The organism is Lysobacter korlensis (genome assembly GCF_042434515.1).
In genome coordinates, this window is the sequence record NZ_JBHLTG010000001.1 from 1,470,539 (window position 1) to 1,489,322 (window position 18,784).

Sequence of the window (18,784 nt, forward strand, 5' to 3'; positions counted from 1 at the left end):
TGCATACCCGTCCGCTGGCCTTGTGCCGGCGTGCATGAATCCGGGTGCTGCCTACCAGCACCACGCTGCAAACGGAGTCCTCCATGTCCCACCGTCCGGCCAACTCCCGCCGTGTCGTCGTCACCGGTCTCGGCCTGGTGTCGCCGCTGGGCAATGATGTCAGCAGCAGCTGGGATGGCATCGTCAACGGCCGTTCCGGCATCGGGCCGATCACGCATTTCGATGCGACGAACTTCAGCACGCGCATCGCGGGTGAAGTGCGGGGCTTCGACGCGAGCCAATGGGTGAGCGCGAAGGACGCGAAGAAGATGGACCCCTTCATCCATTACGGCATCGCCGCCGCGGTGATGGCGCTGAAGGATGCGGGCCTGACGATCGACGAGTCCAATGCCGAGCGCGTGGGTGCGCTGGTCGGCTCCGGCATCGGCGGCATCCTCGGCATCGAGGAGCAGACGGTGAAGTTCAACGAGGGCGGGCCGCGCAGGATCTCGCCCTTCTATGTGCCCAGCACGATCATCAACATGCTGCCGGGGCAGATCTCGCTGTTGACCGGCGCGAAGGGCCCGAATTTCTCGGCGGTGTCCGCCTGCGCGACGTCGAACCATTCGCTGGGCATGGCCATGCGCATGATCCAGTACGGCGACGCCGACGTGATGATCGCGGGCGGCGCCGAGCGTGGTTCGTCGCCGACGTCCGTCGGCGGGTTCTGCTCGATGAAGGCGATGAGCACGCGCAACGACGAACCCACGCGTGCGTCGCGTCCGTGGGACAAGCAGCGCGACGGCTTCGTGCTCGGTGACGGCGCGGGCATCCTGATCCTCGAGGAATACGAGTACGCGAAGAAGCGCGGTGCTCGCATCTACTGCGAGCTCGCGGGCTTCGGCTCGACCTCCGACGCGTTCCACATGACCGCGCCGCACGACGAAGGCGAGGGCGCCGCGCGCTGCATGACGCTGGCGCTGCGCGACGCGGGCCTCAATCCCGAACAGGTCGGTTACGTCAACGCGCACGGCACATCCACGCCGCTGGGCGATCTCGCGGAGACGATCGCGATGAAGCGCGCGCTGGGCGAGCACGCCTACCGCACCATGGTCAGTTCGACGAAATCGATGACCGGCCACCTGCTGGGCGCCGCTGGCGGCGCCGAAGCGGTGTTTTCGGTTCTGGCGCTGCACACCGGCATCATTCCGCCGACGATCAACCTTGAAGAGCCCGGCGAAGGCTGCGACCTCGACTACGTGCCGAATACCGCGCGCGAAGCGAAGGTCGACGTGGCCGTCTCGAACGGCTTCGGCTTCGGCGGCACGAACGGCACGCTGGTGTTCCGCCGCCTCTGATGCGCTGCATCCGCGCCCTGCGGTGGCCGACGCTGCCGCAGGTTCGCCACGTGGGCGTATATCTCATTGGTTTGCGCTCCGCCGGCAGTCGGCACGATGGGACACGATCTGCTCGCGCTCCGTCGCGGCGGCGAGCGGTCACGATGGTGGGCTCGCGGGTGATCAGCCGTACCTTCGGAGCCCCCGGACCTGTATGACAATGCGTCGATGCCCCTGATCCGCTCCCTGCCGGTTGCCTTCGACCTGCTCGATCTGCATCGACTGTCGCCTGCGCGTTACCCCGTGCTGCTCGAGTCCACAGCGTCCGGCACGCCACAGGGGCGCTGGGACCTGCTCCTGGTTACGAACGGCGAGTCGATCAGGTTTGGAGCCGATGGCGTCGTGCGCGATCACGTTGGCGCCGTCCTTGAGGGCGGCTTCCTGCCCGCGCTCGACGCAGCATGGAAGCAGGCCGCCAACTCCGGGCCGAGCGATGGAAGTGAGAGCGTGCCGTTTATAGGCGGGTGGGCCCTATTGCTCGGCTACGAGCTGGCAGCCGAGGTGGAGCCGGTGCTGCAGTTGCCCGATGGAGCCGGCGGGGTGCCGCGCGCACTGGCGCTGCGCTGCGCAGCGGCCGTGCTTCGGGACCGGTCCACCGGCATGTGCCTGGCGGTCGCGGAAGACGGCGCGGCGGATTGGTTCGAAACGATCGTCAGCGACTTGGGTGGCCTGAGCTCGCTGCCGGCGCCCGCGGCGTGGACGCCCCCGCTGTCGCTGGACGAGGCGCCGGCCGAGCGGTTCACCGACGGCGTTGCGCGCGTGCTCGAGTATCTGGCGGCCGGCGACGTGTTCCAGGTCAATCTCTCGCGAGGCTGGCATGCGCGCTTCGGCGAGGCGCCCGAGCCGGCGGCGCTCTTTCAGCGCCTGCGCGAGCACAACCCCGCACCATTCGCAGGCATTTTTTCCGGTGAAGACTGGGCGGTGGTCAGTGCGTCCCCGGAGCGGCTCGTCTCGGTAGTCGGCGATATGATCGAAACGCGCCCGATCGCGGGCACGCGGCCGCGGCTCTCGGGTGATGACGACCGTCTGCGCATCAGCGAGCTCGTCGGGCACCCGAAGGAGCGCGCCGAGCACGTGATGCTGATCGATCTGGAGCGCAACGACCTCGGGCGCGTCTGCACCCCGGGCAGCGTCGAGGTCGACGAACTGATGACCGTCGAGAGCTACGCCCACGTGCACCACATCGTCAGCAACGTGCGCGGACGCCTGCGCGCGGGAGTGACGCCGGGTGAGGTGATTCGCGCGCTTTTCCCGGGCGGAACGATCACCGGCTGCCCGAAGGTGCGGTGCATGCAGATCATCGCCGAGCTCGAGGCCGAGCCGCGCGGCATCTACACCGGCGCGATGGGCTGGCTGGGCCGCAATGGCGACATGGACCTCAACATCCTGATCCGCAGCGCGACGCTCGAAGGCTGCAGCCTGCGTTTCCGGACCGGGGCGGGCATCGTTGCCGACTCCGATCCGCAGCGCGAACTCGAGGAAACGCGCGCGAAAGCACGCGGAATGCTGCGTGCCCTCGGCTGATCCCGGAGCCGTACCCGCATCACGGGCCTCGCGGCGATGACGCTGCCGCCGGGCGCAGGCGATCGAGGCTTCGCCCCGCCGGTGATCGTGCATCGCGACATCGGGCGCGAGCCGGCATTTGCAGCGGACGATCGCGGAGTCGCGTACGGCGACGGCCTGTTCGAAACGATGCGCGCGCACGCGGGCGACGTGCCGTGGTGGCAGGCCCACTGGGCACGGCTGCGCCTCGGCGCGGATCGCCTGCGGATTCCGCTGCCGTCGCAGGACGTGGTGCACGCCGATGCGCGTCGGCTGCTCGACGGTCGGGACGGTGTGCTCAAGCTTGTGGTCACGCGCGGCAGCGGGGGGCGGGGTTACGCGCTGCCTGCCGAGCCGGTTCCGACGTGGGCACTGGCGTGGCATCCATTGCCGCCCGCACCCCCTGAAGAGGGCATCACCCTGCGCTGGTGCGATCTGCACCTCGGAGTACAACCGGCGCTTGCCGGGATCAAGCACTGCAATCGGCTCGAGCAGGTGCTCGCGCGTTCGGAGTGGGTCGACCCGTCAATCCACGAAGGGCTGCTGCGAAGCATTGAAGGCGACGTCGTGTGTGCGACGGCCGCGAACGTGTTCGTCCTGCACGACGGACGCTGGAAGACGCCGGCCGTCGACCGCTGCGGCGTGGCGGGCGTTTGCAGGGCTTGGGCGATTGCGCAGCTCGGCGTGCACGAGGTGCGGCTGTCGGTCGGCGAGGTCGAGGCCGCCGAAGCGGTCTTCGTGTGCAATGCCGTGCGCGGTATCCTCGCGGTCGCCCGGCTTGGTGGCCGCGGGTGGCCGCCGCACCCCCAGGTGCAGGCGCTGCAGCGCCGCCTTGCAGCCGAGCATCCCGCGTTCGCCCTGGAGTTGCCGTGACCCGTAATCGCAAGTCCCGCTTCGGCGGGTTTTTTCTGATCGTGTTGCTGGCCCTGGCGGGCGCAGGATTCTGGGCCTGGGAGCGCTACACCGGTTTCGCCGACGCCCCGCTTTCGGGGATCGAAGCCGGCGAGACGCTGCTGGTGGAGCGCGGTGACTCGCTGCCCGTCGTGCTGCGCAAGCTGCGAGAGATCGGCGTCGAGGACGGGCAATCGTTCGAGTGGAGCGCGCTCGCCAAGCAGATGGGCGCGGCAGGGCGCCTGCAGGTCGGCCAGTACAACCTCGATCCCGGCATGACGCCGCGCGAATTGCTGACCGCGATACGCGACGGACGAGTCGTGCAGAAGCGGTTCACGATCGTCGAGGGCTGGAACATCCGCGAGCTGCGTGCCGCGCTGGCCCGTGCCGAGCCGCTGGAGCAGGAAACGGCAAAGCTCAGTGATGCCGAACTCATGAAGAAGCTCGGGCATGCGGGCCAGCATCCCGAAGGCCGTTTCCTGCCGGAGACCTACCTGTACACGCCAGGCGACAGTGACCTGGACGTGTTGCGGCGCGCATACGACGCCATGGACAAGGCGCTCGCCAACGCATGGCGTCGCCGCAGCCCCGACAGCGTGCTGAAGACGCCCGAGGAAATGCTGGTGCTCGCCTCGATCGTCGAGAAGGAAACCGGCGTGGCCGAGGAGCGTCCGCAGATCGCGGGCCTGTTCGAGCGGCGCCTGCGCATCGGCATGCGACTGCAGACCGATCCGACGGTGATCTATGGCTTGGGCGCGAACTACGACGGCAACATCCGCAAGCGCGATCTGCTCGCGGACACGCCGTACAACACCTACACGCGTGCAGGCCTGCCGCCGACCCCGATCGCAATGCCCGGCGTGGACGCGCTGGACGCGGTCGCGCAGCCGGCCGACGGGGAGGCGCTGTATTTCGTCGCCGTCGGCGATGGCAGCGGGCGCCACCTGTTCGCGCGCACGCTCGCAGAGCACGAGGCCAATGTCGCACGCTACCTGCGCAACTACCGCGCGGCGCGCAAGGCGGCTCAGTGACGGCAGCTGGCACCGGCCTGGTGCGGCACCCTCGCTTCGTCAGCCTCGAGGGCGGCGAGGGTGCGGGCAAGTCGACCGTCCTTGCCGCGCTGCGCGGCGCGCTGGAGCAGGCGGGCGAAGAGGTCGTATGCACGCGCGAGCCGGGTGGCTCGCCGCTCGCCGAGCGCGTCCGCGGCCTGCTGCTGGACACCACGGGCGATGCGCCGGTACCGCAGGCCGAGCTGCTGCTGATGTTCGCTGCGCGCGCCCAGCTGGTCGACACCGTCATCCTGCCGGCACTGCAGCGCGGCGCCTGGGTGATCAGCGACCGGTTCACCGATGCCAGCCATGTCTACCAGGGCGCTGCGCGCGGTGGCGACCGGGCTCTGATCGCCGAGCTCGAACGGTGCGTTGTCGGCATCGAGCCGGGCCTGACGCTGCTGCTCGACCTGCCGGTCGCGGTCGGCCATGCACGTGTTCGCGGCCGAGGCCAGCCGGATCGGATCGAAACCGAGCGCGAGGAGTTCTTCGAGACCGTCCGCGAGGCCTACCTCCAGCGCGCAGGTCTCCACGCCGACCGCTTCCGCGTGATCGACGCCGCAGCGCCGGCCGAGGACGTCGCTGCACGCGCGGTGGCACTGCTGCACGCGCACCGCGGGACGCAGCGATGACCGTATTCGCGCCTTGGCAGCAACGCGTTTATGACCAGCTGGTCGCGTCGGCCGACGCGGGTCGGCTCGGCCACGGGCTGCTGTTCTCGGGCCCGGCGCGCCTCGGCAAGGCCGCGGTTGCCGAACGCCTGGCGCAGCGCCTGCTGTGCGAGCGCCCGTCGGGCGGTGAGCCCTGCGGACGATGCCGGGGCTGCCTGCTGCTCGCGGCCGGCACGCACCCGGACTTCCATCGGATCTCGTTCGTGCCGAACAAGGAAGGCACGCGCCTGCGCACGGAAATCGTGATCGAACAGATCCGGCGCCTGTCCGAACAGCTCTCGCTCACGCCGCAGTACGGCGGCGCGCAGGTCGCGATCATCGATCCGGCCGATGCGATCAACAACGCGGCATGCAACGCGCTGCTCAAGACACTGGAAGAGCCGGTGGCCGGCCGCTACCTGTGGCTGATCACGGCCCACCCGGCGAGGTTGCCGGCCACCATCCGCAGTCGGTGCCAGCGGGTGGCCTTTGCCGTGCCCGGCCGAACTGAGGCGCTGCAGTGGCTGCGCGACGCCGGCCATTCCGAGGACACGGCGATCGAAGCGCTCGATGCCGCTCGCGGTCATCCCGGTCTGGCCCGCGAATGGCTGGAGGGCGAGGGCCTGGCACTGCGGCGTCAGGTTGCGCAGGACCTCGAGCAGGTTGCTCGCGGGCAGGTTGGCGTCGTCGAGACCGCGCAGCGTTGGGTCGCGGACGAACATGCGGCGTCGAGGCTCGGCCACGCCGCTGACCTGGCTGTGGTCGAGGCCGCACGCTTGACCGAGCCGGGGCGCGTGCGCAGTCTGGGGGACTGGTTCGACCGGGCCAATCGGACGCGCGACCTGCTGAGGACCACTGTCCGTGCCGATCTGGCCGTGGTGGAATTACTGATGGCCTGGCGCACGAGCGTCGGTCGGCATGAGACGGGCGGCGCGGCCGCTGGAGGACGACGGCGATGAGCGCGACAGGCGGTGGGGCGCGTCAGGGCATCCTGAATCTGGCGATCAAGGACAAGGCGGCGCTCTACAGCGCGTACATGCCGTACATCAAGAGCGGCGGCATCTTCGTGCAGACGCCGAAGCGCTACTTCCTCGGCGACGAGGTGTTCCTGCTGCTGACGCTGCCCGAGTCGAACGAGCGCCTGCCGATTGCCGGCAAGGTCGTCTGGGTGACGCCTGCCGGCGCGCAGGGCAACCGCCCCGCGGGCATCGGCGTGCAGTTTCCCGAAACCCCCGAGGGCGAGCAGGTCAGGGGCAAGATCGAGACCCTCCTCGCGGGACAGCTGGGCTCGGACCGCTCGACGTTCACGATGTAGCCCGCCGGCCGCCCCGGGCTGCGGTGTCAGCGCAGCGCCGGTGAGTCCCAGCCCGGCCTCGGAGCGAAGCGGTCGCCATGGCGGGTCTGCAATTGGCGCAGTCGTTCAAGCACCGCGTCGGCGCCGGTCTCGCGGATGTACTGGATCGGCCCGCCCCTGAACGGCGCAAAGCCGGTGCCGAAGATCACACCGGCGTCGAGCAGGTCCGCGTCGCTGACCACGCCGTCGTGCAGGCAGGCCACCGCTTCGTTGAGCAGCGGCAGGATCAGACGGTCCTCGAGGTCGGCCGGAGCCTGGTAACCCTCAGGCAGCTCGGGCTTGACCGGCTTTCCGTCCTCCCACTTGTACAGCCCCTGGCCGTCCTTCTTGCCTCGGCGGCCCGGCTCGGCCTTGGCCGCGAGCGCGGCCGGCACGGTCAGGCCAAGGAACGGGGCCAGCTCGTTGCCCACGCCGGACGCGACATCGAGGCCCACGGTATCGACCAGTTCGATCGGCCCCATCGGCATGCCGAACTTCACGCCGGCCTTGTCGATCGCCGGGCCGGGGACGCCCTCCGAGTACGCGGTCACCGCTTCCAGCAGGTACGGGAACAGCACCCGGTTGACCAGGAAGCCCGGCGTGCCGGCCACCGGCACCGGAAGCTTGTCGATTGCTTTGCAGAACGCCGCGAGCCGCTGCTCGGTCTGCGCGGACATGGAGTCATGGCGCACGATCTCGACCAGCGGCATCAGCGCGACCGGATTGAAATAGTGCAGACCCGCGAACTGCGCCGGCCGTGCGATGCCTTCGCGCAGTTCGGTCAGCGGAATCGATGAGGTGTTGGATGTCAGCAGTGCATCGGGCTTCAGGCGTGGTTCGATCGCGGCATAGAGCTCGCGCTTCGCCTGGGGGTTTTCGATGATCGCCTCGATGACGAGGTCGGCATCGGCCACGCCGTTTCCTTCGACGTCACCCTTCAGTCGCGCGGCGACCGCCGGCCGCTTCGCGTCGACCTTCACCTTCTTCGCGAAGAGCTTCTGCGCGCGCTCGAGGGCGCCGTCGATAAAGCGCTGCTCGCGGTCCTGCAACGTCACCTCGAAGCCCTTGTACGCGGACCAGGCCGCGATATCACCGCCCATTACGCCTGCGCCGACCACGTGCACGTGGGTGACGCCGTGCTCGCCACCGCCCTGTGACTTGAGCCGTTCCTGCAGGAAAAACACGCGGATCAGGTTGCGGGCGGTCGGGGTGGAGGCCAGCTTGACCACCGATCGGCGCTCGGCGTCGAGCCGCCGGCGGATGCCGCCGCCGCTGCGCTGCCAGGTGTTGATCAGCGCGAATGGCGCGGGGTAGTGCTCGCGCCTGGCCTTGCGGGACACCTGCTTGGTCAGCATCGGTGCAAGCACCTGCCGTGCGGGCCAGGTGTTGGTGATCCAGCCCATCGCACGCTGCTGGAGCGGGCGCTGCGCACCGCGAAGCGCTAGCTTCGCCGCCTCGTCGATCAGCAGCGCCGGTTCGGCAAGCTTGTCGACCAGCCCCATGCCGCGCGCGGCCGTTGCCGAAAGCGACCTTCCGGTCAGCATGAGATCGAACGCGGCCGGCGCACCCACGAGCCGCGGCAGGCGCACGCTGCCACCCCAACCCGGGTAGATGCCGAGCTTCACCTCGGGCAGTCCAATGCGGGTGGAGCCGTCGCGGCTTGCGATGCGGTAGCGGCAGGCGAGCGCCAGCTCGGTGCCGCCGCCCATGCAGAAGCCGTGGATCGCAGCGACGGTGGGGAAGGTCAACTCGGCGAGCTTCTGGAACACCGACTGGCCCCGGCGGATCGCATCCGCCACGGTGCCATTGCGATCGAACGCCTGGAACTCCTTGATGTCCGCGCCGGCGATGAAGCCGCTGCGCTTGGCGGAGGCGATCACCAGCCCCTTCGGCGGGTCGAACGCGAGTCGCTCCAGCAGTCCGTCGAGCTCGATCAGAACGTCCTGCGACAGCGCGTTGACGGCCTCGCCGGCGCGGTCGAGCGACAGCACCAGCACGCCGTCCTCTCGCGGCTGCAACCGCCAGTGCTGCATGCGCAGACCATCGAAACTCGCAAGCCCTTGGGCGCCAGCGACCATGCCGCACCATCCGTTCAGGTATGGAACAAGCCGCTATCATCCCGATGTTGTTTCACCGGCGTCAATTCGCGCGGACACGTGGCGACGCGCCGGACGCGGCGTCTGGCGGTTGTGCGGGGCCGGTTCGAACTCCAATTCCAGTTCGATTGAACTTTTCTTCCACAGGCTTGTCCCATTGCTCGGCCAAGGCTGAGCTGACAGGAGTGCCGGCGCGGCATGGCCGTTAAATCGTCGTCCCCAGGAACGCCGCCTACGGGTGGGCCGACCTCAGAAACGGAGTTCGACCACGAGCTGGTCAGGCGCGTGCAGCGCGGCGACAGCACGGCGTTCGATGCGTTGGTGCGCAAGTACCAGCATCGGATCACCTCGCTGATCGGGCGTTACATCCCCGACTGGAGCGAATGCCAGGACGTCGCGCAGGAAACGTTCATCCGCGCCTACCGCGCGCTGGGCAATTTCCGGGGCGATGCCCAGTTCTATACATGGCTGCACCGGATTGCCGTGAACACTGCCAAAAACCATCTCGTTTCCCAGAACCGCAGGCCGCCGACCGACGACATCGATGCGTCGGACGCCGAACAGTTCGACACCGGCGCACGCCTGCGCGTTACCGACACACCCGAGCATGAACTGCTCAGGCAGGAAATCGAACGCACGGTGATGCGTGCGGTCGAAGCACTGCCGGAAGAACTGCGCACGGCGATCACGCTGCGCGAAATGGACGGGCTGAGCTACGACGAGATCGCCGAGCGCATGGCCTGTCCGATCGGCACCGTCCGCTCGCGCATCTTCCGTGCACGTGAAGCGATCGACGTGCAGCTTGAACCGCTGCTCGACAAGACCACCCGGGAGCGAGCCCGCCCATGATGTCCGACCGTCCGATGCCCGACGATCTCGAAGACCTCAGCGCCCTGTTCGACGGGGAGCTCGACGGCGACGCCGCGCGCTTTACGCGAAAGCGGCTTGGCCACGACAGCGAGTGGCAGCAGGCCTGCGGTCGCTGGCAACTGATTGGCGATGCGCTTCGTGGCCAGGCGACTGCGGCCGCGCCTGCGGGTTTCGCAGCGCGGGTGACCGCGGCCGTCGCGCAGGAGCCGACGCCGGTGTTCGTGCCCGATCTGTCGCCCATACCACGCGTGCAGCCGCGCGGCCGCAGCCGCCTCTGGCTCGGCAGTGCGCTTGCGGCCTCGATGGCGTTGGTGGCCGTATTCGTGACCCGCCCGCCGTCGATCGCGCCCGGGGCGCAGATGCCGGTAGCGCAGACCGTTCCCGCGGGGCAGGGCGCAGCGCCGGCCATCGCGGTGGCTGCGCCGGTCGTTGACGAGGCAGCGCCGCAGATCGCGGCCGTGCCCGACGACGAGCCGCGGGTAGCGCCCCAAGCGGTCGCTGAGCCCTCTACGCCCATGCGGCCGCTGCGTTCGCGCGCCACGGAACTCGCCGCGCGCCAATCTACTACTCGCATCGCCCGCAGCGTGCAGCAGCGCGCCGCCGGGTTGGACGAGGTCAACGACTTGCCACGTGTGGCCGTTGCCGAGGCCACGCCGGACCCGTTCCGCCCGAGCGATGAGATCGCGACGCGGCCGTGGCCGCGTGCGGTGCTGCCGAATTCGCAGGCGGCCGGCGCATTGACTGCCAGCTTCGGTGCGCAAGCCACGGGCTCGCGTTCGTTCTATCCGTTCGAGCCGCAGGAACCGGCCGAACCTGTCGTGGCTCCGGTGCGCCAGCCCTGAGCCCATGCCGTCACGCGCCGCTTTGGCGGCGCCTGTCCACAATCCCGTATCCCTTCCGGAGGCCGATTCCATGAACCGACCGCTGCGCGCCCTTGCCCTCGTCGGCGCGATCGCCGCTGCGCTGCCCGTCGCCTGCACGGCGCAGTCCCCCGAATCCCGCGCCGCGGCGCTGCCGCCGGTGCCGTCCACCGCACCACCGGCCGTGCCGATGGTGACCGGGCTTCCCGACTTCACGAACCTCGTCCAGCAGGTCGGGCCTGCGGTGGTCAGCATTTCCGCCGAAGTCAGCGGACGCAACGCCATGCAGGGCCGTGGCCCGCAAGGCCCGGGCGGCGAGGAGATCCCTGAGTTCTTCCGTCGCTTCTTTGGCGACGAGTTTCCGATGCCGGGCCCGCAGCAGGGCCCGCCGGGTCCGCGTCCGCGCGGCGTTTCGCAGGGCACCGGCTTTTTGATCTCCGACGACGGCTATGTGCTGACGAACCACCACGTCATCGATGGCGCCGACACCGTCACCGTGCGCCTCGGCGACCGCCGCGAGTTCAAGGCCAAGGTCGTCGGCAGCGACGAGCAGTCCGACGTCGCGCTGCTGAAGGTCGAGGGCAAGGGCCTGCCCGCGCTGCGCACCAGCGCCAAGCCGCTCAAGGCCGGTGAATGGGTGGTCGCGATCGGCTCGCCGTTCGGACTCGAACATTCGGTCACCGCGGGCATCGTCAGCGCGGTCGGCCGCGCGAATCCGTACGCGAACCAGCAGTACGTCCCGTTCATCCAGACCGACGTCGCGATCAACCGCGGCAACTCGGGCGGCCCGCTACTGAACACCAAAGGCGAGGTGGTCGGCATCAACTCGCAGATCTTCTCGAACTCCGGCGGCTACATGGGCGTGAGCTTCGCGATTCCGATCGACGTCGCGATGAACGCGGTGCAGCAGCTGCGCGAAACCGGGCGCGTGAGCCGCGGCCTGCTCGGCGTCGGTGTTCAGGCGCTGAGTGCCAACGAGGCACGTGCGCTCGGCCTGCCCGACGTGAGCGGCGCGCTGGTAAACGCCGTCCAGCCCGGCAGCGCCGCCGACAAGGCCGGCATCGAAGTGGGTGACGTGATCCGCGCGGTCAACGGCAAGCCCGTCGACGTGTCGAGCGACCTGCCGCCGCTGGTGGGCCTGTTGCCGCCCGGCACACGCGCGACGGTGACGGTCTCGCGCAACGGCCGCAATCGCGACATCCCGGTCGTGCTCGATGCGCTCGAAGGTCCGGCATCGGCCGCCGCCGGCGCCGCTCCAGCGCCGGCCGGCGCGCCGCCCGCCGCGGCGTCTAACGCGCTCGGGCTCGCCGCGCGCGACCTCAGTGCGGCCGAACGGCAGAGCCTGGGCGTGGAGCCGGGACAGGGCGTCGTGATCGCCCGCGTCGATGGCGCGGCCGCGCGCGACGCAGGGCTGCAGCCTCGCGATGTGATCCTGCGCGTCAACCGCACCCAGATCGGCTCGGCCGCCGAGCTCGGCCGTGCGCTCGGTTCGGTCACCGACGGGCAAACGGTGATGCTGCTCGTCCGTCGTGGCCCCAATACGCAGTGGGTCACGCTGACCGCAGGGCGCGGCTGATCGCCGATCCGCCTGCGTCCTTCCGGGGGCGCAGGCGGGGCCGTGGGCTGTGCGATACTTCCGAGCTGTTTTACGCCCGATTCGCGAGCCAGCGCCGCCCCGATGCAGCAGATCCGTAATTTTTCCATCATCGCCCACGTCGACCACGGCAAGTCGACGCTCGCTGACCGCATCATCCAGCTGTGCGGTGGCCTCGAAGCCCGCGAGATGGAAGCGCAGGTGCTCGACTCGAATCCGATCGAGCGCGAGCGCGGCATCACGATCAAGGCCCAATCCGTTTCGCTGCCGTACAAGGCGAAGGACGGGCAGACCTATTTCCTGAACTTCATCGACACCCCCGGCCACGTTGACTTCAGCTACGAGGTCAGCCGCTCGCTGGCCGCGTGCGAAGGCGCGCTGCTGGTGGTGGACGCGGCACAGGGCGTCGAGGCCCAGTCCGTCGCGAACTGCTACACCGCAGTCGAGCAGGGTCTGGAAGTCGTGCCCGTGCTCAACAAGATCGACCTGCCGACCGCCGACATCGAGCGCGCGAAGGCCGAGATCGAGGCGGTGATCGGCATCGACGCCGAGGACGCCGTGGCGATCAGCGCCAAGACCGGCCTCAACGTCGTCGACGTGCTCGAAGCGATCGTGCATCGTATTCCGCCGCCGAAGCCGCGCGACACCGACAAGCTGCAGGCGCTGATCATCGACTCCTGGTTCGACAACTACCTCGGCGTGGTGAGCCTCGTGCGCGTGATGCAGGGCGAGATCAAGCCCGGCGACAAGCTGCTGGTGATGTCGACCGGCCGCTCGCACCAGGTCGACAAGGTCGGCGTATTCACCCCGAAGCGCAAGGACCTGCCGGCGCTGCGCGCAGGCGAGGTGGGCTGGATCCACGCGGCGATCAAGGACGTGCACGGCGCGCCGGTCGGCGACACGCTCACCCTCGCGGGTGACCCGGCAGCAAAGCCGCTGCCCGGCTTCCAGGAAATGCAGCCGCGCGTGTTCGCCGGCCTGTTCCCGGTCGATGCCGAGGACTACCCGGACCTGCGCGAGGCGCTCGACAAGCTGCGCCTCAACGACGCCGCGCTGCGCTTCGAGCCTGAAAGCTCCGAGGCGATGGGCTTCGGTTTCCGCTGCGGCTTCCTCGGCATGCTGCACATGGAGATCGTGCAGGAGCGCCTCGAGCGCGAGTACAACCTCAACCTCATCAGCACCGCGCCGACGGTGGTCTACGAGGTGCTCAAGACCGACGGCACGATCGTCTCCATGGACAACCCGGCGAAGCTGCCGCCGGTGAACATGGTCGAGGAAGTGCGCGAGCCGATCATCCGCGCGAACATCCTCACCCCGCCGGACTACGTCGGCAACGTGATCACCCTGTGCGAGGAAAAGCGCGGCTCGCAGATCGGCATCACCTACATGGGCCAGCAGGTGCAGATCAGCTATGAGCTGCCGATGGCCGAGGTGGTGCTCGACTTCTTCGACAAGCTCAAGTCGGTCAGCCGCGGCTACGCGTCACTGGACTACCAGTTCGTGCGCTTCCAGGAAGGCCCGTTCGTGCGCGTGGACACGCTGATCAACGGCGACAAGGTCGACGCGCTCAGCATCATCTGTCACCGCAGCCACGCCGACCGCCGTGGCCGCGACCTGTGCGAGAAGATGAAAGACCTGATCCCGCGCCAGATGTTCGACGTGGCGATCCAGGCCGCGATCGGCTCGCAGGTCATCGCGCGATCCACCGTCAAGGCGATGCGCAAGAACGTGCTGGCCAAGTGCTACGGCGGCGACATCTCGCGCAAGAAGAAGCTCCTCGAGAAGCAGAAAGAGGGCAAGAAGCGGATGAAGCAGGTCGGTAGCGTCGAGATTCCGCAGGAGGCGTTCATGGCCGTGCTGCAGATGGACAACAAGTAACGCGGAGCGGACGGGGAGGTCGACCGCGCGCCGCAACTGCGGCGGTGATTGCCGGGCTGGAGATGCGGTTGCGAGCCTGCGGGCCGATGCCACCGTAACCCGCGCATGGGCGGTCGCGGCCTTCCTGGACTGCACTCGCACTTCAAGGAAACAAGATGCGTTGGTTTGAAATCGCCCTGGTCGTGCTGACGGTCTTTACCGGCATCGTCTGGCTGCTCGACAAGCTCTACTTCGAAAAGCGCCGCACTGCGGCTTCGGGCCTGCTCGACGAAGGCAAGGAGCCGGTCGTCGTCGATTATTCGAAGGCGTTCTTCCCGGTGCTGCTGGTAGTGCTCGTGCTGCGCAGCTTCGTCGCCGAGCCGTTCCGCATCCCGTCGAACTCGATGATGCCCACGCTGCTGACGGGCGATTTCATCCTCGTCAACAAGTTCACCTACGGCCTGCGCCTGCCGGTCACGAACCGCAAGTTCGTCACGCTCGGCGAGCCCGAGCGCGGCGACGTCGTGGTGTTCCGCCCGCCGCACCATCCCGACCAGGACTGGATCAAGCGCGTCGTCGGGCTGCCGGGCGACCAGGTCGCGTACCGCGACAACCAGGTCTACCTCAACGGCGAACCGGTGCCGTACACGCCGATCGGCGCCTATGAAGGTCACGGCAACGGCACCGAGATGACCGGCGCCGATGAGTTGCAGGAAGAACTGCCGGGCCGCCCGCACCGGGTGCTCGAGCGCAACGATCTGCCGTTCATGGACCAGGGCGAGGGCGAGTGGGTCGTGCCGGCCGGTCACTATTTCGTGATGGGCGACAACCGCGACAACAGCGAGGACAGCCGATACTGGGGCTTCCTGCCGGAGAAGAACCTGCGCGGGAAGGCGTTTCTGATCTGGATGAACATCGACGGCGGCATCGAGTTCTCGCGCATCGGCAGCCCGATCGAGTAAGCCTGCCGGCTGCGCAATTCCTGGGGTCCGTTTTGGGGGAGTGGTCAGATGAAGCGTAACCAAGGGGGCATGACCCTGATCGGGTTCATCCTGGTCCTGGCGGTCGTAGGCGTGTTCGCCTACATGGGCATGAAGCTGATTCCGATGTACTCGGAATTCCATACGGTCAAGCAGTCGCTCAAGGCAGTTGCGAATGAGCCGGGGATCACCACTCAGGATCCGGCGCGCATCAAGGATCTGTTCTTCCGTCGCTTGTACGTTAGCTACTCCGAGAGCGTGAAGCCGGAACACGTGAAGATCTCGCGCAAGGATGCCGGATACCTCATCACGGTCGACTACGAGGTCCGCAAGCCGCTGATCGCGAACCTCGACGTGGTCGGCCGCTTCCAGACCGAGCAGGAAGTGCGCCGCGCACGCGACGCCGGCGCGTACTGATCTGCCGGGGCCGGTGGGCGCTGCTTGAACGGACGTGACTCGAACCGGCCGGTGCCCGACAGCATCGGCGGCCACCGCTTCCGCGACCCGGCACTGCTGGCACAGTCGCTGCGCCACCGCAGTGCGGGCACGCCGCATAACGAACGCCTCGAATTCCTCGGCGATTCGCTGGTCAATCTGTTCATGGCCGAGGCGCTGTTCGCGCGTTGGCCCCAGGCGGACGAGGGCGCGCTGACGCGGGCCCGCGCGGAGCTTGTGCGTGAGTCCGCGCTTGCACCGATCGCCCGCGCGCTAGACCTCGGATCCCGCCTGACGCTTGGGCCGGGCGAGATGAAGTCCGGTGGCCACCGGCGCGACTCGATCCTCGCCGACGCGCTCGAGGCCGTGGTCGCGGCGATCTACCTGGATGCCGGATTCGAGGCATGCCGCGGCGCGGTGCTGCCCTGGTTCGAGCCGTCGCTGGACGCGCTGCCGCCGCCTCATAAAGTCGGCAAGGACGCGAAGACGCGCCTGCAGGAATGGCTGCAGGGGCGGCAGAAGCCCCTACCGACGTACACGCTGCTGTCGGAGTCCGGCGAGGAGCACGCGAAGATCTTCCACGTCAGCTGCGTGCTGCCGGAGCCTTCGCTGGTGACCGAAGGCGAGGGCAGTTCCCGTCGCGCCGCCGAGCAGATGGCGGCCGAGGCGGCGCTCGTGGTACTCGAGCAGCGCCCGGGCAAGGCCTGAAGCCGGCTGGCCGTCGCGGTTTGCCTCGTTCGCGCTGCACGCGGACAATCCCCCGATGACTAATGCCCCGCACCGAGCCGGCCACGTCGCCGTCATCGGCCGACCCAACGTCGGCAAATCCACCCTGGTCAACGCGCTCGTCGGCGCGAAGGTCAGCATCACATCCAACCGCCCGCAGACCACGCGCCATCAGCTGCTGGGCATTGCGACGTTTCCCGAGGGCCAGCTGTTGCTGGTCGATACCCCCGGCATTCACCGCGAGCAGAAGCGCGCGATGAACCGCTGGATGAACCGCGCGGCTCGCGGTGCGATCGAAGGCGTCGACGCCGCAATGCTGGTCGTGCGCGCCGGGCAGTGGGACGACGAGGACGCGCTTGCGTTCGGCGCGCTTCGCAGCGTTGGCGTGCCTGTCGTGCTCGTGGTCAACCAGGTGGACCGGGTCAAAGACAAGGCCGCGCTGCTGCCGTACCTGGCGCAGGTCAGCGAAGGGCGCGAATTCGCGGCGGTGCATCCGATCTCCGCGCTCAAGCGCAAGGGCCTGGAAGCGCTGGTCAAGGACGTGCTCGCGCTGGTGCCCGAGCAGCCGGCGTTGTACGAGGAAGACGAGATCACCGACAAGAGCCAGCGCTTCCTGGCTGGCGAGCTCGTGCGTGAACAGCTGATGCGCCAGCTTGGAGAGGAGCTGCCGTACGCGACGACGGTCGAGATCGAGCGCTTCGTCGTCGACGGCGCGCTGCTGCGCATCGGTGCGGTGATCTGGGTCGAGCGCGATGGGCAGAAGGCGATCGTGATCGGCAAGGGCGGCGAGCGCCTGCGCGAGATCGGATCATCGGCGCGCCTGCAGATGGAGCGGCTGTTCGGTGCGAAGGTGTTTCTCGAAACCTGGGTGCGGGTACGCGAAGGCTGGTCGGACGACGAGGCTGCGCTGCGTGCGTTCGGCTATCACGACTGACCGGCCCCGGCCCGTCACCGGCCGCGGACGTTCCTAGCGTGGCGTTAGCGCCGGTCGGAATGTTGCACCTCCGTCGCGCGGGAGGCCCGGTTCGCAGCTCGAAACCGCGTCGACGATGCGCCTGACCGCCGAGCCCGCGTTCGTCCTGCACACGCGCCCGTGGCGCGAGACCAGCCTGCTGGTCGAAGTGCTGAGCGAGCAGCACGGCCGCATGGGCATCGTTGCGCGCGGCGTCCAAGGACCGAAGCGGCACGTGCTGCGCGCGGCGCTACAGCCGCTGCAGTGGATCCGCTTCGACGCAGTACACCGAGGCGAGCTGGCGCGGCTGGTCTCGGCCGAAGCACTGGACGCGGCGCCGCGGCTCACCGGGGATGCGATGCTCGCCGCGTTCTACCTCAACGAACTCACGCTGCGCCTTTCGCCCCGCGGCGACCCGCAGCCGGAGTTGTATGGAGCCTACGCCGCGGCGCGCGAGCGCCTGCGCGCGGGTGAGTCGCTGGCATGGACGCTGCGGCGCTTCGAGCGCGATCTGCTCGACGTGCTCGGCGTGGGGCTGGACTGGGGCCACGACGCGCACGGCCCGGTTAACCCGGCGGCGCGCTACCGGATCGACCCCGAAGAGGGCCCGCAGCGCGTGCTCAGCGACCGCGGGCACGGCGACCGCAGCCACGCGGCGACCGGGCGCGCCTTGCTTGCGCTGGCTGCGGACACGGCGCCGTCGCCGGAAGACCTCGCGAGCCTGCGACGCCCGATGCGCGAAGTGATTTCACACCACCTCGGGCCGCGTGGGCTGCGCTCGTGGGAGCTGATCGGCGAGATGTCGCGCGTGGGCCGCGCCGCGCCGCCTCAGGCGGACTGAGCGTCCCGCACGGTTGCCAGGAGGGCGTGAAATGCACGCTCGAAGCGAGCGAGCGATGCAGCATCAGCCCGCATTCCGAGCTCGTGCGCGGCCACTGCAAGTGCAGCCGCGCCGACGAAGCCACAGCTCGCGTGCAGGCGGTGCAGCTCCGCGTGCAGCGCCGATCCGTCGGACGTGACCACGGCCGAGGTCACCCGTTGCAGCACGGCCGGCAGTTCCGCCAGGAACAGCGCCCGCAGCGCAGCTACGTGGGTCGCGTTACCGGCCATCGCGCGCAGCGCGGCCTCGTCGTCCCATACCTGTGCTTCGGGCGCGCCCCGCGTTGGCAGTACGTCATCTACGGGCACCGCCCGGAGTTGGGTGACCGGCAACCAGAGAGCCAGCGCTGCCGCAAGGGTCGCGGATGCCAACGGCTTGACCAGTACCTCGGCAAACCCGGCCGCGCGCAGCAACCGATGCAGCGCTAGGTCCTGCGATGCGGTATGTGCGATCGCGACCGCATCGGCATCGATGCGCCGCAGTGCCTCGAGCAGTGCAATACCCGAGCCGTCGGGCAGGTGGGCGTCAATCAGCCACAACGCATGCCGACCGCGTGCGGCCACGTAGAGCGCGTCGCGGACGCAGCCGGCCGTTTCGACATTGAGGCTGCAGCGCTCCAGCGCCGCGCCCAGGACGCTGCAGCTGATGGGGTCGTCCTCGACCAGTAGCACGTTCGGCATCGGTTCCATCGAC

General features: G+C 68.7%; 18 protein-coding genes. 16 read left to right on the plus strand and 2 right to left on the minus strand.

From position 1 onward, the window contains the following. Positions 1-83: 83 nt before the first annotated feature. The 7 genes from fabF to ACFFGH_RS06945 all read left to right on the plus strand — a co-directional run bounded on the left by fabF (position 84) and on the right by ACFFGH_RS06945 (position 6,823). Positions 84-1,337, plus strand: a complete 1,254-nt coding sequence (fabF, locus tag ACFFGH_RS06915; protein ID WP_386666260.1) for a beta-ketoacyl-ACP synthase II — start codon at positions 84-86, stop codon at positions 1,335-1,337. Between the two features lie 207 nt (positions 1,338-1,544). Then, on the plus strand, positions 1,545-2,900 hold the full coding sequence (locus tag ACFFGH_RS06920) for an aminodeoxychorismate synthase component I (RefSeq protein WP_386666263.1): 1,356 nt from the start codon (positions 1,545-1,547) through the stop codon (positions 2,898-2,900). A gap of 36 nt (positions 2,901-2,936) precedes the next feature. Continuing rightward, positions 2,937-3,791: an aminodeoxychorismate lyase gene (gene pabC / locus ACFFGH_RS06925; RefSeq protein WP_386666265.1), complete on the plus strand. Its 855-nt coding sequence runs from the start codon at positions 2,937-2,939 to the stop codon at positions 3,789-3,791. Next, entirely contained in the window at positions 3,788-4,840 is a 1,053-nt protein-coding gene (gene mltG / locus ACFFGH_RS06930) for an endolytic transglycosylase MltG (RefSeq protein WP_386666268.1), read from the plus strand. The genes pabC and mltG overlap by 4 nt, the downstream gene beginning before the upstream one ends. Then, on the plus strand, positions 4,837-5,490 hold the full coding sequence (gene tmk / locus ACFFGH_RS06935; RefSeq protein WP_386666271.1) for a dTMP kinase: 654 nt from the start codon (positions 4,837-4,839) through the stop codon (positions 5,488-5,490). Before mltG ends, tmk begins: the two co-directional genes overlap by 4 nt. Then, positions 5,487-6,467 (plus strand): DNA polymerase III subunit delta', encoded by a 981-nt coding sequence (locus ACFFGH_RS06940; protein ID WP_386666273.1) that lies wholly within the window; start codon positions 5,487-5,489, stop codon positions 6,465-6,467. The genes tmk and ACFFGH_RS06940 overlap by 4 nt, the downstream gene beginning before the upstream one ends. After that, the gene (locus ACFFGH_RS06945; protein ID WP_386666275.1) at positions 6,464-6,823 is read left to right on the plus strand and encodes a PilZ domain-containing protein; all 360 of its coding nucleotides are present in this window, start codon (positions 6,464-6,466) and stop codon (positions 6,821-6,823) included. The genes ACFFGH_RS06940 and ACFFGH_RS06945 overlap by 4 nt, the downstream gene beginning before the upstream one ends. A 26-nt stretch (positions 6,824-6,849) precedes the next feature. On the opposite strand, the gene ACFFGH_RS06950 is transcribed toward ACFFGH_RS06945, so the two are convergent. Then, the gene (locus ACFFGH_RS06950) at positions 6,850-8,919 is read right to left on the minus strand and encodes a 3-hydroxyacyl-CoA dehydrogenase NAD-binding domain-containing protein (RefSeq protein ID WP_386666278.1); all 2,070 of its coding nucleotides are present in this window, start codon (positions 8,917-8,919) and stop codon (positions 6,850-6,852) included. 216 nt (positions 8,920-9,135) lie between these two features. Here ACFFGH_RS06950 and rpoE point away from each other — a divergent pair, with 216 nt between their 5' ends. From rpoE to recO, 9 genes are all read left to right on the plus strand, one after another. Next, positions 9,136-9,786 (plus strand): RNA polymerase sigma factor RpoE, encoded by a 651-nt coding sequence (gene rpoE / locus ACFFGH_RS06955; RefSeq protein ID WP_386666280.1) that lies wholly within the window; start codon positions 9,136-9,138, stop codon positions 9,784-9,786. A 14-nt stretch (positions 9,787-9,800) separates the two neighbouring features. Next, positions 9,801-10,649 carry an RseA family anti-sigma factor gene (locus ACFFGH_RS06960; RefSeq protein WP_386666283.1) on the plus strand — a complete coding sequence of 283 codons (849 nt, stop codon included), beginning with the start codon at positions 9,801-9,803 and terminating at the stop codon, positions 10,647-10,649. Positions 10,650-10,719: 70 nt separating this feature from the next. Next, positions 10,720-12,243 carry a Do family serine endopeptidase gene (locus tag ACFFGH_RS06965; protein ID WP_386666285.1) on the plus strand — a complete coding sequence of 508 codons (1,524 nt, stop codon included), beginning with the start codon at positions 10,720-10,722 and terminating at the stop codon, positions 12,241-12,243. Between the two features lie 102 nt (positions 12,244-12,345). Then, complete coding sequence (gene lepA, locus ACFFGH_RS06970; RefSeq protein WP_386666288.1) at positions 12,346-14,139, plus strand: translation elongation factor 4; 1,794 nt, start codon at positions 12,346-12,348, stop codon at positions 14,137-14,139. Between the two features lie 155 nt (positions 14,140-14,294). After that, the gene (gene lepB / locus ACFFGH_RS06975; RefSeq protein ID WP_386666291.1) at positions 14,295-15,080 is read left to right on the plus strand and encodes a signal peptidase I; all 786 of its coding nucleotides are present in this window, start codon (positions 14,295-14,297) and stop codon (positions 15,078-15,080) included. Between the two features lie 48 nt (positions 15,081-15,128). After that, complete coding sequence (locus ACFFGH_RS06980) at positions 15,129-15,515, plus strand: DUF4845 domain-containing protein (RefSeq protein ID WP_386666293.1); 387 nt, start codon at positions 15,129-15,131, stop codon at positions 15,513-15,515. 51 nt (positions 15,516-15,566) lie between these two features. Then, positions 15,567-16,241: a ribonuclease III gene (gene rnc, locus ACFFGH_RS06985; protein ID WP_386666295.1), complete on the plus strand. Its 675-nt coding sequence runs from the start codon at positions 15,567-15,569 to the stop codon at positions 16,239-16,241. A 55-nt stretch (positions 16,242-16,296) separates the two neighbouring features. Further along, on the plus strand, positions 16,297-17,193 hold the full coding sequence (gene era / locus ACFFGH_RS06990) for a GTPase Era (protein WP_386666297.1): 897 nt from the start codon (positions 16,297-16,299) through the stop codon (positions 17,191-17,193). Between the two features lie 115 nt (positions 17,194-17,308). Next, complete coding sequence (gene recO / locus ACFFGH_RS06995; RefSeq protein WP_386666299.1) at positions 17,309-18,052, plus strand: DNA repair protein RecO; 744 nt, start codon at positions 17,309-17,311, stop codon at positions 18,050-18,052. Here recO and ACFFGH_RS07000 read toward each other — a convergent pair. Further along, positions 18,040-18,780, minus strand: coding sequence for a response regulator (locus ACFFGH_RS07000; RefSeq protein ID WP_386666302.1), 741 nt, complete (start codon positions 18,778-18,780; stop codon positions 18,040-18,042). The two genes, recO and ACFFGH_RS07000, sit on opposite strands and share 13 nt — an antisense overlap. Between the last annotated feature and the right edge of the window lie 4 nt (positions 18,781-18,784).

Coding starts and splice junctions, on each gene's coding strand:
- fabF (WP_386666260.1), top strand. CDS start 84: ATGTCCCACCGTCCGGCCAACTCCCGCCGTGTCGTCGTCACCGGTCTC.
- ACFFGH_RS06920 (WP_386666263.1), top strand. CDS start 1,545: ATGCCCCTGATCCGCTCCCTGCCGGTTGCCTTCGACCTGCTCGATCTG.
- pabC (WP_386666265.1), top strand. CDS start 2,937: ATGACGCTGCCGCCGGGCGCAGGCGATCGAGGCTTCGCCCCGCCGGTG.
- ACFFGH_RS06940 (WP_386666273.1), top strand. CDS start 5,487: ATGACCGTATTCGCGCCTTGGCAGCAACGCGTTTATGACCAGCTGGTC.
- ACFFGH_RS06945 (WP_386666275.1), top strand. CDS start 6,464: ATGAGCGCGACAGGCGGTGGGGCGCGTCAGGGCATCCTGAATCTGGCG.
- ACFFGH_RS06950 (WP_386666278.1), bottom strand. CDS start 8,919: ATGGTCGCTGGCGCCCAAGGGCTTGCGAGTTTCGATGGTCTGCGCATG.
- rpoE (WP_386666280.1), top strand. CDS start 9,136: ATGGCCGTTAAATCGTCGTCCCCAGGAACGCCGCCTACGGGTGGGCCG.
- ACFFGH_RS06960 (WP_386666283.1), top strand. CDS start 9,801: ATGCCCGACGATCTCGAAGACCTCAGCGCCCTGTTCGACGGGGAGCTC.
- ACFFGH_RS06965 (WP_386666285.1), top strand. CDS start 10,720: ATGAACCGACCGCTGCGCGCCCTTGCCCTCGTCGGCGCGATCGCCGCT.
- lepA (WP_386666288.1), top strand. CDS start 12,346: ATGCAGCAGATCCGTAATTTTTCCATCATCGCCCACGTCGACCACGGC.
- lepB (WP_386666291.1), top strand. CDS start 14,295: ATGCGTTGGTTTGAAATCGCCCTGGTCGTGCTGACGGTCTTTACCGGC.
- ACFFGH_RS06980 (WP_386666293.1), top strand. CDS start 15,129: ATGAAGCGTAACCAAGGGGGCATGACCCTGATCGGGTTCATCCTGGTC.
- era (WP_386666297.1), top strand. CDS start 16,297: ATGACTAATGCCCCGCACCGAGCCGGCCACGTCGCCGTCATCGGCCGA.
- recO (WP_386666299.1), top strand. CDS start 17,309: ATGCGCCTGACCGCCGAGCCCGCGTTCGTCCTGCACACGCGCCCGTGG.
- ACFFGH_RS07000 (WP_386666302.1), bottom strand. CDS start 18,780: ATGGAACCGATGCCGAACGTGCTACTGGTCGAGGACGACCCCATCAGC.